Origin of the sequence: Microbacterium lacus (assembly GCF_039531105.1) — a bacterium.
Taxonomy (GTDB): Bacteria; Actinomycetota; Actinomycetes; order Actinomycetales; family Microbacteriaceae; genus Microbacterium; species Microbacterium lacus.
This window is the reverse complement of record NZ_BAAAPK010000001.1, coordinates 1,869,114-1,885,122: the sequence shown is the minus strand read 5'-3', so window position 1 is coordinate 1,885,122 and position 16,009 is coordinate 1,869,114. Positions and strand designations below refer to the sequence as shown.

Genomic DNA, 16,009 nt, shown 5'->3' with positions numbered 1-16,009 from the left:
GCGCTACGCCAGGCGCCGGCCCACGGAGCCGATGACCGCGTCGAGCGCCTGACCCGACGCGTCGCGCTTCGCGGTGGCCTCGGGGAGGGTCCGCACCGCGCCGTCCGGGCCGACCGCCAGCGCGGGAGCCGGCCCCGCCCAGGCCAGCATGAGCCGGTCCTCGCCCTTCAGGAACGCGTGTGCGCGCACACCGCCGGTCGCGCGCCCCTTCGCCGGGAACTCGCCGAAGGCCGACACTTTGACCCTGCCCGGGTCCGTGCCGACGAGCACGCCCTGCGCTCCGGACACGCTCACCACGACGGCTTCCGGATCCGTGACGGCGCTGAAGAAGATCGCCTCGGCGCCCGAAGCCAGGTTGATGCCCGCCATGCCGCCGGCGGCCGCTCCCTGCGGACGCACGCTCCCCGCACCGAACCGGAGCAACTGTGCGTCCGAGGTCACGAAGACGAGCTCGGCGGCATCCGGAGCGGACGCGGCGCCGATGACCTCGTCGCCCGCCTTGAGGGCGATGACCTCGACCTCGGGACGTGCAGGCAGCGCGGACGGGACGAGCCGCTTCACGACGCCCTGTCGCGTGCCGAGCGCGACCGGGCCGTCGCCGAATGTGAGCAGTGCGAGCACCCGTTCGTTCTTGGCGGTGATGCCGAGATAGTCACGGAGGGCGACACCGGCGGCGAGCTGCACCGACGCCGGAGGCACGGACGGTAGATCGACGGGGCTGAAGCGCACCACGCGGCCTGCGCTCGTGAGCGCACCGAGCTCGGCACGGGTCGTCGCCTGGACCCGCGAGAGGATCGCGTCGTGCTTGCTGCGTCGCGCGGGCGCGACGAGCTCGGAGCCTTCGGTCAGGTCGACACGCACGGCACGCCCGGTCGTGGACAGGACCACGACGGTCGGTGCGTCCGCGATCTGCAGATCGGGCGCGGGCGCACCACGCGTCGGCCGCGGCGCGGCCGGCTTGGCGTTCATCAGCACCGTGCGCCGCGGCGTGCCGTAAAGGTCCGCCGCCGATTCGAGCTCACGACCGACCTGCGCACGGATGAGGGCGGGGTCTGTCAGCAGCTCCTTCAGCGCCGCGATCTCCGCCAGGAGCGCGTCGCGCTCGGTCTCAAGTTCGATGCGGGAGAACTTCGTGAGCCGGCGCAGACGCAGCTCGAGGATGTACTCGGCCTGCACCTGACTCAGGTCGAACACCTCGCGCAGACGCGCACGAGCCTGCTCGCTGTCATCCGACGTGCGGATGACCTGGATGACCTCGTCGATGTCGAGGATCGCGATGAGGAGCCCCTGCACGAGATGCAGACGCTCTTCGCGGCGGGCAAGACGGAAGGCGCTGCGTCGACGGACGACCTCGATGCGATGAGCGAGATAGACGCTCAGCAGCTCCTTGAGACCCAGGGTCTGCGGCTGGCCGTCGACGAGGGCGACGTTGTTGATGCTGAACGAGTCCTCGAGCGGGGTCAACCGGTAGAGCTGCTCCAGCACGGCGTGCGGGTCGAACCCGGTCTTTATGCCGATCACGAGTCGGAGTCCGTGGTTGCGGTCGGTGAGATCGGTGACGTCGGCGATCCCCGTGAGCTTCTTGGACTGGACTGCGTCCTTGATCTTCTCGATGACCCGCTCAGGACCCACTTGGTAGGGGAGCTCGGTCACCACGAGCCCGGTCCGACGCGGCCCGAGCGGCTCCACGGCGACCTTCGCCCGGATCTTGAACGCGCCGCGGCCCTTCGAATACGCGTCCTTCACGCCGTCCAGCCCCATGACCGTTCCGCCGGTCGGGAAGTCGGGACCCGGAACGAAGTCCATGAGATCCTCGACGCTCGCCTCCGGGTGCTCCAGCAGGTGCACCGCGGCCGAGACCACTTCGATCAGGTTGTGCGGCGCCATGTTCGTGGCCATGCCGACGGCGATTCCCGTCGCACCGTTCACGAGCAGGTTGGGATAGGCGGCCGGCAGGACGGAGGGCTGCTGGAACTGGCCGTCGTAGTTCGGAATGAAGTCCACGACGTCTTCGTCGAGATTCTCCGTGAGCGCCAGGGCGGGCGGCGCCAGGCGCGCCTCGGTGTATCGCGGCGCCGCGGGTCCGTCGTCGAGGGACCCGAAGTTGCCGTGTCCGTCCACGAGCGGAACCCTCAAGGAGAAGGCCTGCGCGAGACGGACGAGCGCATCGTAGATCGGCGCGTCGCCGTGCGGATGCAGCTTTCCCATCACCTCGCCCACGACGCGGGCGCTCTTGACATGCCCGCGGTCGGGCCGAAGACCCATGTCGGCCATCGTGTACAGGATGCGCCGCTGCACGGGCTTCAATCCGTCGCGCGCATCCGGCAGGGCACGGGAGTAGATCACCGAATACGCGTACTCGAGGAAGGATCCCTGCATCTCCGTCGAGACGTCGACGTCTTCGATGCGCTCGGGGGCGAGCGAGGGTTCGGTGGGCGCTGCGGGCATGGCGATCGGGCCTCAGGTGACGGCGGCTGCGGGTGGTCGGGAGCGGCTCGCCGCCGGTGTGCGAGACTGGCCCCGATGTCGTTCAGCCTACCCGCGGACCCGCCGCGATCCCGGAGCCTCACCGGTGTCGTCCCCCAGATGCTCGCCGCGATCGGGGGCTCGTCGGACTGGTTCGCGCCCGCCCGGAGCGCGATCGTCTTCGTCGTGGACGGACTCGGCGCACACAATCTGGCCGCCCGGTCGGGTCACGCGCGCTTCCTCGCAGCGGCCGGCTCGAAGAAGGACGTCGCGCGCACGGTCTTCCCCTCCACGACCGCATCGGCCCTCACGAGTCTGCTGACCGGCTCTCCGGTCGGCCGGCACGGCATCGTCGGGTACCGCGCCCTGGCTCCCGAGCGCGACGTCGTGCTCAACCAGCTCCGCGGCTGGGACACCGACGGGCTCGAGGAATCATGGCAGCGTTCGCGTCCGCTGACGAAGCAGTGGAGCGAACAGGGGCGTCCGTCGTTCGTTGTCTCCAAGCCCGAGTACGCCGATACGGGTTTCACCGCAACGACCATGCGCGGCGCCGAGTTCGTCGGCGCCGTGGACGTTGCCGAGCGCGCCCGTATCGCGGGCGAGCTCGCGGCCCGGCATCCGGGCGCCTTCGTCTACCTCTACGCGCCGGAACTCGACGCCGTGGGGCACAAGCGCGGTTGGCAGTCCGATGAGTGGGTCGCCGCTCTCGAGCGCGTGGACGCCGCAGCCCGGCTCCTGGTCGACGCCGCCACCACGCAGACCGGTGTGGTGGTCACCGCCGACCACGGCATGATCGACGTTCCACGGCACCGGCACGTCCTGCTCTCCGATGACGGTGACCTGCTGAGCGGCATCCGGCACATCGGGGGAGAACCGCGGATGCTGCACCTGTACACCGAGCCCGGCGCGGCTGCCGGCGTCCATCGGCGATGGGTCGCGACCGAGGCGGGGAGATCGTGGGTGCTCTCACGCGACGAAGCCGTCGCGTCCGGCGTCTTCGGCACCGTCGACCCCGCGGTCGCGCCGCGCATCGGCGACGTGGTGGTGGCGGCCCGCTCGGGTATCGCCTACTACGACGATCGCCTGGACGACAAAGGACCGCAGCGGATGGTGGGCCAGCACGGCTCGCTCACGCTCGAAGAGCGGATCGTCCCGCTGATCAGGCTGGGCGCCTTCGCCTGAGCGCGACCGACGCTCAGTCGTCCGTGCGTGCTCCGAAGACGATCTCGTCCCACGACGGCATCGACGTGCGACCCTTGCGCCGACCCGGACCTTCGTTCACCGCTTCGTTCTCGATCCCGCTCTGGACGGCCGTCGGTTCGGGCGGCGATTCCTCGTATCCGGGCTCGAGCGCGTCGAAGAGCGCCACGGGCGCCTGGGGGCGCGGGGCGTCCGCTTCATCGGCGCCGGGAAGCGGCTCGCGCTGCCCTCGTCGACGGCGGAGAGCCTCGAGCAGGTCCGCGGTCTCGGATGAGGTCACCGCCGTGGAATCAGCCCTCTTCATCGCCGCCTCCTGCACGGCGGGCGCGACGGGCTCCCGGATGTCGGGGCTCTCCAAGTCGGCATCGGGCAGCCGACGCGGACCGAAGGCGCCGCTGTCGAAACGGGAGTCGTCTTTCGCGGGCGCGGAGTCCAGAGCGCGCAGCCGCGGGATCAGACCCTCCGGGAGGGATCCCTGCCGGGACAGCTGGATCGCATCGGAGTTGAGCGGCGACAGAGTGCTCCGGCGCGGGTCGAATCCCCATCGCGCGTCGTGATCCACCTGGTTGGCGGTGAACTCGAGCTTGACGACCCAGCCGGTCGGCTCTTTCCAGCTCGTCCAGCGTTCACCGACCGCGCCCGCTTCGCCGAGCTTCGCCCGGACGGCACCGCCGAACGTGGGGTGCACATCGGGGTCGATGTCGGCTCCCAGCAGGACAGGGACCGCGAGCGCCTGACTCACGATGTGCTCGCGCTCGGCGAGCACGGGACCCTCGAATCGCGCCACGTCCTCGACGCGGGCACCGAGGAGCTCGGCGACCTCCTGCGCCGACATCCCGGCGCGGATGTGCATCTGCACCTCGCGCGGACTGGGGCGCACGACGTTCGCGTCGGCCTCGCGCTCGCGACGCGCCTTGCGCAGCTCGACGCGCAGGACATCGTCGACGGCGAGCGAGAACCGATCACCCGACTCGGTGACCAGGACGAGCACATCGTCTTCGGTTCCGATGACTTTGAGCTGTTCCATGCGAAACGCCCCTCCGATCCAGCGGTGTGCGTTCATGGTGTCACAGGGGTCGCCGCTCGCCGGGAATATCCCGCGCGCGCCGCGAGTTTCACGGCAACGCAGGACGGGATCGGACCGCGCATTTGCGAATCAGGTTCAGGTCGTGCAAACTATCGCCGCCCGAGAGGGTCAGGCACCCCTGCTATTCCCCGGAAGTTGAGACGTTCACGCATGGCTACGGATTACGACGCCCCCCGCAAGACCGAAGACGACAGCGAGTCGATCGAGGCCCTGAAGGAGCGCGTGCCCGACAAGCTCTCGGGCGCGGTTGATGTGGAGGACGCCGACAACCCGTCGGGTTTCGAGCTGCCGGGTGCGGACCTGTCGGACCTCGAGCTCGACGTCGTCGTCCTGCCCGCGCAGGAGGACGAGTTCACCTGCTCGAACTGCTTCCTGGTGAAGCACCGCTCGCAGCTGGACCACGACGGTGCACACGGCCCTATCTGTAAGGAGTGCGCGGCGTAGCCTGCGCACGGCGCACCGCCGCGGCGAGTCGATCGGGCGTCCGCGAGGACATCACCCATGAGGGCGCCGGGTCGTCCGGATCCGTGATCTGAACGATCACCACGCCGTCGATCCCGCCGCGGATGACGTGCCACGAGCGGGGCTCGAGTCCCGGTCCCCGCGCGTAGCGCGCCTCGTCGCCGGTGAGGGCGACGACCTCGCCCGTGTGCGCGAGGTCGATGTGCGCCCGACCGGCGGTCAGTACACCGTCCTGCACGCCGACCGACGGCGAGCCGGCGATCATGAGCGCGATGATCGCGACGCCGACCAGGATGCCGCCGACCAGCGCGAGCGTCGTGTCGATGCGCGTGAGCACGAGCGCGGCCATGGGCGCAGCGACCGCGGCGCTCACGATCGCCCACAGCGACGGACTGAGCCGCTCGCGGTAGCGGACGGCGGTGGCACCTCGGACATCGGTCACGGTGTTCTGGACTACCCTCGTTGCGTGGCTGAAACTGCGGACGTCCTCATTATCGCCCCCGACGTTCCGGCGTACGCGCACCCGGGCGACGCCGGCGCCGACCTCGTCTCCGCCGAGGCGCTTCGCCTCGAGCCCGGCGAACGCGCGCTTGTCGGAACCGGGGTGCGGATCGCCCTGCCCGACGGCTACGCCGCGTTCGTCGTTCCGCGCAGTGGTCTGGCGACGAAGCACGGCATCACGATCGTCAACAGTCCGGGCACGGTCGATGCCGGCTACCGTGGCGAGATCAAGGTGACCCTGTTGAACACGGATGCCCGCCAGGCGTACGACATCGCGGTCGGCGACCGCATCGCCCAGCTGATCGTCATGCCGGTCACACGTGCCCGATTCATCCCGGTCGACGACCTCCCCGAGAGCGTGCGCGGGGACGGCGGCTTCGGCTCGACCGGCTACCAGCAGAAGGACGGAGTCCGAGCATGACCGACGCGACACCCGCGCAGAGCGCCCAGCCGGAGAGTTCGGGGGAGCGGGCCGTGACCGGTCCGTTCGACGAGTCCGAAGCCAATCCGGTCCGTCCCTACATCGATCTCGGCGGCATCAAGATCCTTCCGCGGGAAGGTTTGAACCTCCGCCTCGAGGTCGAGGAGCAGACGAAGCGCATCGTCGCGGTGGGACTGGACTACGCGGGCTCGACCCTGCAGGTGCAGCCGTTCGCGGCGCCCCGATCGAGCGGACTGTGGGAGGAGACGCGCGAGCAGATCCGACAGCAGATCCGCCAGCAGGGCGGGCGTGTGGAAGAGCGCGAGGGCCCCCTCGGCGCCGAGCTGCTGGCCGAGGTGCCCGTGGCCGCCACCGCCGACGCACCGGCCGGCAAGCGTCTGGCGCGGTTCGTGGGCGTGGACGGTCCGCGCTGGTTCCTCCGCGGGGTGATCGGCGGCGCGGCGACCGCCGACGTGGATGCCGCAGCACAGGTGGAGGACCTGTTCCGGTCGATCGTCGTCGTCCGGGGCGGGACGCCCATGCCGCCCCGCGACCTGATCCCACTCAAGATGCCCGCGACCCCGGGTTCCGCGTGACCGACGCCCCGCGCTCGCCCGAGTCCGCCGGGCCCGAGCCGGAGCGCGCTCCCTCCCTCACGCCTCCCTCCGCCTCGGAGCTGGTCGGCGCCGCGCTCGGCGACGCCGCGCGCCGGGCCGGGCTCGACCCGTCCGCCGGCGGACCGACCGGGCACGTGGTCTGGCGGGCCATGGGCGGATGGCGCGGCATCCTCGAATCGGTGCTGCCGAGCCTCGTCTTCGTGATCCTGTTCACCGTCACGTACGACCCGGAGACCCAGCGCGGCGACCTCTGGCTCTCGCTCGGACTGTCCGTGGGCCTCGCCGCGGTGTTCACGCTCATCCGGCTGCTCACCAGGTCACCCGCCGGCGCGGCGATCGGAGGCCTCGTCGCCACCGCGGGCGCAGCGGCCCTGGCCCTTCTGACCGGACGTGGGCAGGACAACTTCGTCTTCGGTTTCATCACGAACGCCGCCTACGGCACCGCGTTCCTCGTGTCGGCCCTCATCGGCTGGTCGCTCATCGGTCTGGCGGTCGGGTTCCTCATGAACGAAGGGACGCGGTGGCGGTCGGACAAGCGCAAGCGGAGGGTGTTCTTCTGGCTCGCGATCGCGTGGGCGGGCCTGTTCGCCTTCCGGCTCGCGGTGCAGCTCCCGCTCTACTTCGCGGGCGACGTCACCGCGCTCGGAACCCTCAAGCTCATCATGGGGCTGCCGTTGTTCGCGCCGCTCGTGGCGGTCACCTGGCTGGCGGTGCGAGCGCTCTACCCCGCGCCGGCCAAGTGATACATTTATCTTGACATCGAGATAAATTGCCCTGTTCCTCCGGTTAGGCGAGCCTTGCTAGCCAGTGCCCGTGAGGACGGGGAAGATGGGGATTCCGGGTCGTAGATCCGCTCCGCCGCCGACGAAGGAGACACACGTGTCCACGGTTGACAGCTTCGGTGCGAAGAGCACCCTGACGGTCGGCAGCACCGACTACGAGATCTTCCGCATCGACACGGTGCCGGGCTTCGAGAAGCTCCCGTTCAGCCTGAAGGTGCTCCTGGAGAACCTTCTGCGCACCGAGGACGGCGCGAACGTGACGAAGGCTCAGATCGAGGCCCTCGGCTCCTGGGATGCCGCGGCCGAGCCCGACACCGAGATCCAGTTCACGCCCGCGCGCGTCGTGATGCAGGACTTCACCGGCGTGCCCTGCATCGTCGACCTGGCGACGATGCGTGAGGCCGTCACCGCTCTCGGCGGCGACCCCAACCGGATCAACCCGCTCTCGCCCGCAGAGATGGTGATCGACCACTCCGTGATCGCCGATCTCTTCGGCACCGAGAACGCCCTCGAGCGCAACGTCGAGATCGAGTACGAGCGCAACGGCGAGCGGTACCAGTTCCTGCGCTGGGGCCAGACCGCATTCGACGACTTCAAGGTCGTGCCCCCCGGCACCGGCATCGTCCACCAGGTCAACATCGAGCACCTGGCGAAGGTCATCTACGACCGCACGGTCGACGGCACGCTGCGCGCATACCCCGACACGTGCGTCGGCACGGACTCGCACACCACGATGGTCAACGGACTCGGCGTCCTCGGCTGGGGCGTGGGCGGCATCGAAGCCGAGGCCGCGATGCTCGGTCAGCCCGTGTCGATGCTCATCCCGCGCGTCGTGGGGTTCAAGCTGACCGGCGCGATCCCCGCCGGTGTGACCGCCACCGATGTGGTCCTCACGATCACCGACATGCTGCGCAAGCACGGCGTGGTCGGCAAGTTCGTCGAGTTCTACGGCGAGGGCGTGGCCTCCGTGCCCCTGGCCAACCGCGCCACGATCGGCAACATGAGCCCGGAGTTCGGCTCCACCGCCGCGATGTTCCCGATCGACGACGTCACGCTGGACTACCTGCGCCTGACGGGTCGTGACGAGCAGACGGTCGCGCTCGTGGAGGCCTACGCCAAAGAGCAGTCGCTCTGGCACGACGCGTCCCGCGAACTGGTCTTCAGCGAATACCTCGAACTCGACCTGTCGACGGTCGTGCCTTCGATCGCCGGTCCCAAGCGCCCCCAGGACCGCATCCTGCTCTCGGAGGCCAAGAGCCAGTTCGAGAAGGACATCCTCAACTACGCCACGGCGACCTCCTCGGACTCCATCGTCGACCTCGAGGTCGATCAGTCCTTCCCGGCATCCGACCCGGGCTCCGTCCCCGGCGAGGAGGAGACCCACACGGGCGAGATCCTGATCTCCAGCGGCGGGCCCGCTGCCGCCTCGCGGCCGGTGCGCATCACGCCGCCGACCGGGTCGCCGTACGTGCTCGACAACGGCGCGGTCACCCTCGCGGCGATCACCTCGTGCACCAACACGTCCAACCCTTCGGTCATGATCGCCGCCGGCCTGCTGGCCCGGAAGGCCCGCGAGAAGGGTCTGAAGCAGAAGCCGTGGGTCAAGACCACGCTCGGCCCCGGATCCAAGGTCGTCACCGACTACTACGAGAAGTCCGGCCTGGACAAGGACCTCGAAGGACTCGGCTTCTACACCGTCGGCTACGGCTGCACGATCTGCATCGGCAACTCGGGACCGCTCATCGAGGAGGTCTCCGCCGCGGTGAACGATCACGACCTCGCCGTGACGGCCGTCCTCTCGGGCAACCGCAACTTCGAGGGTCGCATCAGCCCCGACGTGAAGATGAACTACCTCGCCTCGCCGCCCCTCGTGGTGGCGTACGCGCTGGCCGGCTCGATGAACTTCGACTTCGAGACCGACGCGCTCGGCAAGGATGAGGCGGGCAACGATGTCTTCCTGAAGGACATCTGGCCGGCGCCCGACGAGGTGCAGGAGATCATAGACTCCTCGATCTCGCGCGAGCAGTTCATCACGCAGTACGCGACGGTCTTCGAGGGCGACGAGCGCTGGAAGAACCTGCCGACCCCGACCGGACCCGTGTTCGAGTGGGACGCGGACTCGACGTACGTCCGCAAGGCGCCCTACTTCGACGGCATGTCGATGGAACTCACCCCGGTCGCAGACATCACCGGCGCCCGGGTACTCGCGACCCTCGGCGACTCGGTGACCACGGACCACATCAGCCCGGCCGGCAACATCAAGGCCGGCACGCCCGCCGCGCAGTACTTGACCGAGCACGGGGTCGGTCAGAAGGACTTCAACTCCTACGGATCCCGCCGCGGCAACCATGAAGTCATGATCCGCGGCACGTTCGCGAACATCCGGCTCAAGAACGCCCTCGTCAGCGCGGTCAACGACGGCGCGGTCGTGGAGGGCGGCTTCACGCGCGACTTCACGCAGGAGGGCGGCCCGCAGTCGTTCATCTACGACGCGAGCCAGAACTATCAGGCTCAGGGCACGCCGCTCGTGATCTTCGGCGGCAAGGAGTACGGGTCCGGCTCGTCGCGCGACTGGGCGGCCAAGGGCACGAGCCTGCTCGGCGTGAAGGCCGTCATCACCGAGAGCTTCGAGCGCATCCACCGCTCGAACCTGATCGGGATGGGCGTGGTTCCGCTGCAGTTCCCGGCGGGCGAGAGCTGGGAGTCGCTGGGCCTGGACGGCACCGAGATCGTCTCGATCCACGGGCTCGAGCAGCTGAACGACGGCGTGACGCCGAAGACCGTCCGGGTGACGGCCGAGCCGAGCGAGTTCTCCGCCGCGGGCAAGGAGCCGATCGAGTTCGACGCCGTCGTCCGGATCGACACGCCCGGAGAAGCGGACTACTACCGCAACGGCGGCATCCTCCAATACGTCCTGCGTTCGCTCGTCTGATCCGAGCGTTCCACGGGGGCGGGGTGGCTTCACCCCGCCCCTTTCGCGCACCCACCGCCGTTAGACTGACAGGGCCCGTCCGTGGCCCCGAAAGGAACCAGGATGTCGTTGCTGTCATCGATCTCGACTCCGCGGGACCTCGACGCGCTCAGCCTCGAGCAGCTCGAGCAGCTCGCCGCCGAGATCCGCGCGTTCCTCATCGAGAACGTCTCCCGCACCGGCGGGCACCTCGGTCCCAACCTCGGCATCGTCGAGCTCACGATCGCCATGCATCGCGTGTTCGACTCGCCGAACGACCCGATGATCTTCGACACGGGTCACCAGTCGTACGTCCACAAGATGCTCACCGGGCGCCAGGACTTCACCGGACTGCGCTCGCGCGGGGGATTGGCCGGCTACCCCCAGCGCTCCGAGAGCCCGCACGACGTCGTGGAGTCCTCGCACGCGTCCAGCTCCCTCAGCTGGGCGGACGGCGTGTCACGGGCCCTGACCCGGACGGGACGCAAGGACCGTCACGTCGTCGCCGTCGTCGGAGACGGTTCCCTCACGGGCGGGATGACGTGGGAGGCACTGAACAACATCTCCGACGACAACGACCGCAATCTCGTGATCATCGTCAACGACAACGGCCGCTCGTACGCCCCGACGATCGGCGGTATGGCGCGATACCTGAACCGCGTCCGCACGGCGGACACGTACCAGACCCTGCACCGCGGTTCGGACTCGTTCTTCGGCAAGCTCGGACCCGCCGCGCGCGCGTTCTACCGCGGCGTCCGCGGCGGCACGCACGGCTTCCTGTCGCGCTTCGTGAACAACGCGGCGCTGTATTCGAACCTCGACATCAAGTACCTGGGTCCCGTCGACGGCCACGACCTTCCGGCGCTCATCGAGACCCTCGAGCTGGCGAAGGACTTCGGCGCCCCCGTCATCGTCCACGCGATCACCGAGAAGGGCCGCGGCTACGAGCCTGCACGCAACGACGAAGCCGACCAGTTCCACGCGGTCGGCAAGATCGATCCTCTCTCCGGCGCCCCCGTCGGAGGATCCTCCGCCACGGCGTGGACGGACGTCTTCGCCGACGAACTCGTCGCCGTCGGGGAGGAGCGCGAGGACATCATCGGCATCACCGCGGCGATGCTGCGCCCGACGGGTCTGCTGCCGTTCGCCCAGCGATTCCCCGACCGCGTGTACGACGTCGGCATCGCCGAGCAGCATGCCGTCGCCTCCGCGGCCGGCCTCGCCTTCGGCGGTCTGCACCCCGTCGTGGCGATCTACGCCACGTTCATGAACCGCGCCTTCGACCAGGTGATGATGGATGTCGCCCTGCACCGTGCCGGCGTCACGTTCGTCCTTGACCGCGCCGGGGTCACCGGGCCGGATGGTCCGAGCCACCACGGCATCTGGGACCTGGCGATGCTGCAGATCGTCCCGCACATCCGCATCGCCGTCCCGCGCGACGCGGAGCGGCTCCAGGAGGAACTGCGCGAAGCCGTCGCGGTCGAGGACGCGCCGACCGTCATCCGCTTCCCGAAGGGCTCCGTGAGTCCGACGCTGCCCGCGCTCGAGCGCCTGCCGGACGGCGTGGACGTCCTCGCGCGCTCAGACGCGCAGGACGTGCTCCTGATCGGCATCGGTCCGATGGCGCATATCGCGGTCGACGTCGCGGACCGCCTCCGCGCGCAGGGCATCGGTGCGACGGTCGTCGATCCGCGCTGGGTCGTGCCCGTGCAGCCGTCGATCATCGAGCTCGCGGCGGCCCACCGCCTCGTCATCACGATCGAGGACGGCATCCGCGTGGGCGGCATCGGCACGCGGGTGCGTCAGGTGCTGCGCGAGGCCAACGTCGACACGGCGGTGGATGAGCTCGGCATCCCCGACGAGTTCATCGATCATGCCAGTCGGGAGCAGATCCTCGAGGATGCCGGCCTCACGGCGGCCAAGATCGCGCAGGATGTCGTCTCCCAGGTCCTGGGTACGCGCATCCCCGTCGCCCGGCCGACCGAGCAGCGCCCGGAGTGGCTGACGGACGTGGACGCGCAGCAGCGACACGACGAGGTGCGCGACATCTGAGTCTTCCGCCACGCGACAGCGCCCGGTCTCTCGATGAGACCGGGCGCTGTGCGTTCGGCGGGTCAGCCCTCGATGCCGACGATCTTCGGGTCGTGGAACGTTCCGCCGAAGACGCGTTCGGACGCTCCCTCACGGTCCAGGTAGGGGGAGGCTCCACCGTCGATGAACGGCCACCCCGCACCGAGGATGAGGCACAGATCGATGTCCTCGACCTCGGGGACGACGCCCTCGTCCAGCATGATCCGGATCTCCTGCGCCAGTCCGTCCTGCACACGACGGAGGATCTCCTCCTCGGATGCCGGGGTGGAGCCGACGGCGCCCTTGAGCACCTTCTCGGCGGCTTTGGACCATCCGCTGACGCGCCCGGACTTGTCCTTCTCGACGATTTCCTCGAGCTCAGCGAGCTCGTGGAAGTTGGCGTTCGCATAGAAACGGTCGGGGAAGGCGAGAGACATCGTGTCCTGCACGTGCGCCGCCACCTTCCAGCCGACGAGGTCGATGAGCGCGAACGGCGTCATCGGCAGACCGATCGGCGCGAACGCCTTCTCGACGGTCAGCAGAGGCGTTCCCTCGTAGACGGCACGCGCCGCCTCGCCCATGACCTTCGCCAGGAGGCGGTTCACCACGAATCCGGGAGCATCGGCGGTGAGGACCGCGTTCTTGCCGAGCCCCTTCGCGACGACGAAAGCCGTCGACAGAGCGGCATCCGACGTCTGCGGCGTCTTCACGATCTCGATGAGCGGCATGACGGCCACCGGGTTGAAGAAGTGGAAGCCGACGAGCCGCTCGGGGTGTTCGAGCTTCTCGCCGATCCGAGCCACGGAGAGCGACGACGTGTTCGTGGCGAGGATCGCGTCCTCGGCGATGATCTTCTCGATCTCGCCGAAGACGGCCTGCTTCACGCCGACCTCTTCGAACACGGCCTCGATCACGAAGTCGCAGTCCGCGTACAGACTCTTGTCGGTCGTGCCCGTCACGAGGGCGCGCAGCTTGTTCGCGGCATCCGCGTCGAGTCGCCCCTTCGCCTCGAGCTTGCCGATCTCGTCGTGGATGTATGCGACGCCCTTGTCGACGCGCGCCTGGTCGAGGTCGGTGATGAGCACCGGAACCTGGAGCTTGCGGACGAACAGCAGGGCGAACTGACTGGCCATCAGACCCGCGCCGATGATGCCGACTTTCGTGACCTTCTTGGCGAGCTGCCGGTCGGGCGCACCGACCGGACGCTTGGCCCGCTTCTGGACGAGGTCGAACGCATACATCGAGGCGGCGAACTGATCGCCGGTCACGAGCTCGGCGAGAGCCTCGTCCTCGCGCGCGAACCCTTCGGCCTTCGTGCCCCCCTTGGCCTTGTCGAGCAGCTCGAGGGCGGCGTAGGGCGACTTCGGCACGGATCCGATCCGCGATTCGAGCATCCCGCGCGCCATCTTGATCGCGATGGGCCACTTCGTCAGGCGCTCGATCTTCCCCGGCTCGTTCTTCCGGTGCACCTTGACGGTGCCGGAAAGGACGCCGTCCGCCCACGCGAGCGAGTTCTCCAAGTAGTTCGCCGCGGGGAAGATCGCGTCCACGATGCCGTAGTCGAAGGCCTGCTGCGGCTTCAGCATCCGGTTCTGCTTCAGCGGGTTGGAGATCACGACCTCGAGGGCGTTCTCGATCCCGATCAGGTTGGGCAGCAGGTACGCGCCGCCCCAGCCGGGGATGATCCCGAGGAAGACCTCGGGCAGCGCGATCGCCGCGGCGGACGCGTCGACGGTGCGGTAGGTGGAGTTCAGGGCGATCTCCAGCCCCCCGCCGAGGGCGAGCCCGTTCACGAAAGCGAAGGTGGGGACGCCGAGCTCGTCGAGCTGGCCGAACACCTTGTGGCCGAGCTGGGCGATGAGCTTCGCGTTCGCCTTCGAGCCGACCCGGGAGATGTCGGACAGGTCGGCTCCGGCGGCGAGGATGTACTGCTTGCCGGTGATGCCGACCGCCTGGATCTCACCGGCCCCGGCGCGGACCTTCAGAGCGTCGAGCGTCTGACCGAGCTGCATCATCGTCGCAGGACCCAAGGTGTTCGGCCGCGTGTGGTCGCGCCCGTTGTCGAGCGTGATGAGCGCGAGCACCTTCCCGGAAGGCAGACGCACGTCGCGCACGGTCGAGCGGGTGATGACCTCGCCCTCCGTGAGCGCCTGGATGGGGGAGAAGTCGACGTCCGCGTACTGCTCGGCGACGGTCTTTGCCATTACTTCTTCTTCTTTCCGTCGAAGTGCGGGTTCTCCCAGATGACCGATCCGCCCTGTCCGAGGCCCACGCACATCGCGGTGAGACCGTAACGGACGTCGGGTCGCTCGGCGAACTGGGCGGCGAGCTGGATCATGAGACGCACGCCGGATGCCGCGAGCGGGTGGCCGAGCGCGATCGCCCCTCCCCACTGGTTGACCCGCGGATCGTCGTCGGCGATGCCGAAGTGGTCCAGCAGCGAGATGACCTGGATCGCGAAGGCCTCGTTGAGCTCGAACAGACCGATGTCGTCGATCGACAGGCCGGCCTTCTTGAGCGCCTTCTCGGTCGAGGGGATCGGGCCGACCCCCATCACCTCGGGCTGCACGCCTGCGAACGCGAACGAGACGAGCCGCATCTTCGGAGCCAGGCCCAGTTCCTTCACGGCGCCGCCCCCCGCGAGGAGACTCATCGTCGCACCGTCGGTGAGAGGGGAGGATGTGCCCGCGGTGACGCGCCCGTGCGGACGGAACGGGGTCTTCAGGGCCGCGAGACCCTCCATCGTCGTCTCGGGGCGTCGCCCCTCGTCCTGGGTCGCCAGGCCCCATGCCCCCTCGGCATCCTTGATGGCGACCGGGACGAGATCCGGCTGGAACCTGCCCGCCTCGTATGCCGCCTGTGCCTTGTGCTGGCTCAGCATGCCGTAGCGGTCGGCGCGCTCCTTTGTCAGGTTCGGGAACCGGTCGTGCAGCCGCTCGGCGGTCAGGCCCATGTTCAGGGCGTCCGCGCTCACGAGCTTCTCGGCCACGAACCGGGGGTTCGGGTCGACGTTGCTGCCGTCGAGCGGGTGGCGGCCCATGTGCTCCACGCCGCCGGCGAGGGCGAGGTCGTACATGCCCATGCCGATCGAGCCTGCCATCGTCGTGACGCTCGTCATCGCACCCGCGCACATGCGGTCGATCGCGAACCCCGGCACCGTCTGCGGGAGCCCCGCGAGAAGGGCGACAGAGCGCCCGAGGGTCAGCCCCTGATCTCCGGTCTGCGAAGTCGCGGCCAGCGCGACGTCGTCGATGCGGTCGGCGGGAACGCCGGGATTGCGCTCCATGAGACCGATGGTCGCCTTGACCGCCAGGTCATCTGCGCGGGTGTTCCAGTACATGCCCTTTTCGCCGGCGCGCCCGAAAGGGGTGCGCATTCCATCGACGAAATAGACGTCCGAGATCTCGGCCACTCTGCCTCCGTAAGTTGGGATGCGATCAGCCTAGGAGCCGG

General features: G+C 68.9%; 11 protein-coding genes and 1 pseudogene. 7 read left to right on the top strand and 5 right to left on the bottom strand.

Annotated features, from left to right (window positions below; translation table 11 throughout):
* Window positions 1-3: 3 nt before the first annotated feature.
* Complete coding sequence (locus ABD197_RS08910; protein WP_344053658.1) at window positions 4-2,448, bottom strand: DNA gyrase/topoisomerase IV subunit A; 2,445 nt, start codon at window positions 2,446-2,448, stop codon at window positions 4-6.
* Between the two features lie 75 nt (window positions 2,449-2,523).
* Between ABD197_RS08910 and ABD197_RS08905 the strand changes: the two genes are divergently transcribed.
* Window positions 2,524-3,648, top strand: a complete 1,125-nt coding sequence (locus tag ABD197_RS08905; protein ID WP_344053657.1) for an alkaline phosphatase family protein — start codon at window positions 2,524-2,526, stop codon at window positions 3,646-3,648.
* Between the two features lie 13 nt (window positions 3,649-3,661).
* On the opposite strand, the gene sepH is transcribed toward ABD197_RS08905, so the two are convergent.
* Window positions 3,662-4,693, bottom strand: coding sequence for a septation protein SepH (sepH, locus tag ABD197_RS08900; RefSeq protein WP_344053655.1), 1,032 nt, complete (start codon window positions 4,691-4,693; stop codon window positions 3,662-3,664).
* Window positions 4,694-4,903: 210 nt separating this feature from the next.
* Between sepH and ABD197_RS08895 the strand changes: the two genes are divergently transcribed.
* The gene (locus ABD197_RS08895) at window positions 4,904-5,197 is read left to right on the top strand and encodes a DUF4193 domain-containing protein (protein WP_344053654.1); all 294 of its coding nucleotides are present in this window, start codon (window positions 4,904-4,906) and stop codon (window positions 5,195-5,197) included.
* Here ABD197_RS08895 and ABD197_RS08890 read toward each other — a convergent pair.
* A complete protein-coding gene (locus tag ABD197_RS08890; RefSeq protein WP_344053652.1) occupies window positions 5,172-5,657 on the bottom strand; it encodes a DUF3093 domain-containing protein in 486 nt (161 codons plus the stop codon). The two genes, ABD197_RS08895 and ABD197_RS08890, sit on opposite strands and share 26 nt — an antisense overlap.
* Before the next feature lie 24 nt (window positions 5,658-5,681).
* Here ABD197_RS08890 and dut point away from each other — a divergent pair, with 24 nt between their 5' ends.
* The 5 genes and pseudogenes from dut (at window position 5,682) to dxs (ending at window position 12,538) form a co-directional block, all read left to right on the top strand.
* Window positions 5,682-6,137, top strand: a complete 456-nt coding sequence (gene dut, locus ABD197_RS08885) for a dUTP diphosphatase (RefSeq protein ID WP_344053651.1) — start codon at window positions 5,682-5,684, stop codon at window positions 6,135-6,137.
* Window positions 6,134-6,730, top strand: a pseudogene (locus ABD197_RS08880) (DUF3710 domain-containing protein); the annotation flags it as partial. The gene dut and the pseudogene ABD197_RS08880, both read left to right, overlap by 4 nt.
* A complete protein-coding gene (locus ABD197_RS08875; protein WP_425561009.1) occupies window positions 6,730-7,497 on the top strand; it encodes a DUF3159 domain-containing protein in 768 nt (255 codons plus the stop codon). The pseudogene ABD197_RS08880 and the gene ABD197_RS08875, both read left to right, overlap by 1 nt.
* A gap of 136 nt (window positions 7,498-7,633) precedes the next feature.
* Window positions 7,634-10,468, top strand: coding sequence for an aconitate hydratase (locus tag ABD197_RS08870; protein ID WP_425561008.1), 2,835 nt, complete (start codon window positions 7,634-7,636; stop codon window positions 10,466-10,468).
* Window positions 10,469-10,570: 102 nt separating this feature from the next.
* Window positions 10,571-12,538, top strand: a complete 1,968-nt coding sequence (dxs, locus tag ABD197_RS08865) for a 1-deoxy-D-xylulose-5-phosphate synthase (protein ID WP_344053647.1) — start codon at window positions 10,571-10,573, stop codon at window positions 12,536-12,538.
* Window positions 12,539-12,600: 62 nt separating this feature from the next.
* Here dxs and ABD197_RS08860 read toward each other — a convergent pair whose 3' ends face one another.
* Window positions 12,601-14,760, bottom strand: coding sequence for a 3-hydroxyacyl-CoA dehydrogenase NAD-binding domain-containing protein (locus ABD197_RS08860; protein ID WP_344053645.1), 2,160 nt, complete (start codon window positions 14,758-14,760; stop codon window positions 12,601-12,603).
* Window positions 14,760-15,968 carry a thiolase family protein gene (locus ABD197_RS08855; RefSeq protein ID WP_344053643.1) on the bottom strand — a complete coding sequence of 403 codons (1,209 nt, stop codon included), beginning with the start codon at window positions 15,966-15,968 and terminating at the stop codon, window positions 14,760-14,762. The genes ABD197_RS08860 and ABD197_RS08855 overlap by 1 nt, the downstream gene beginning before the upstream one ends.
* Window positions 15,969-16,009: the final 41 nt, after the last annotated feature.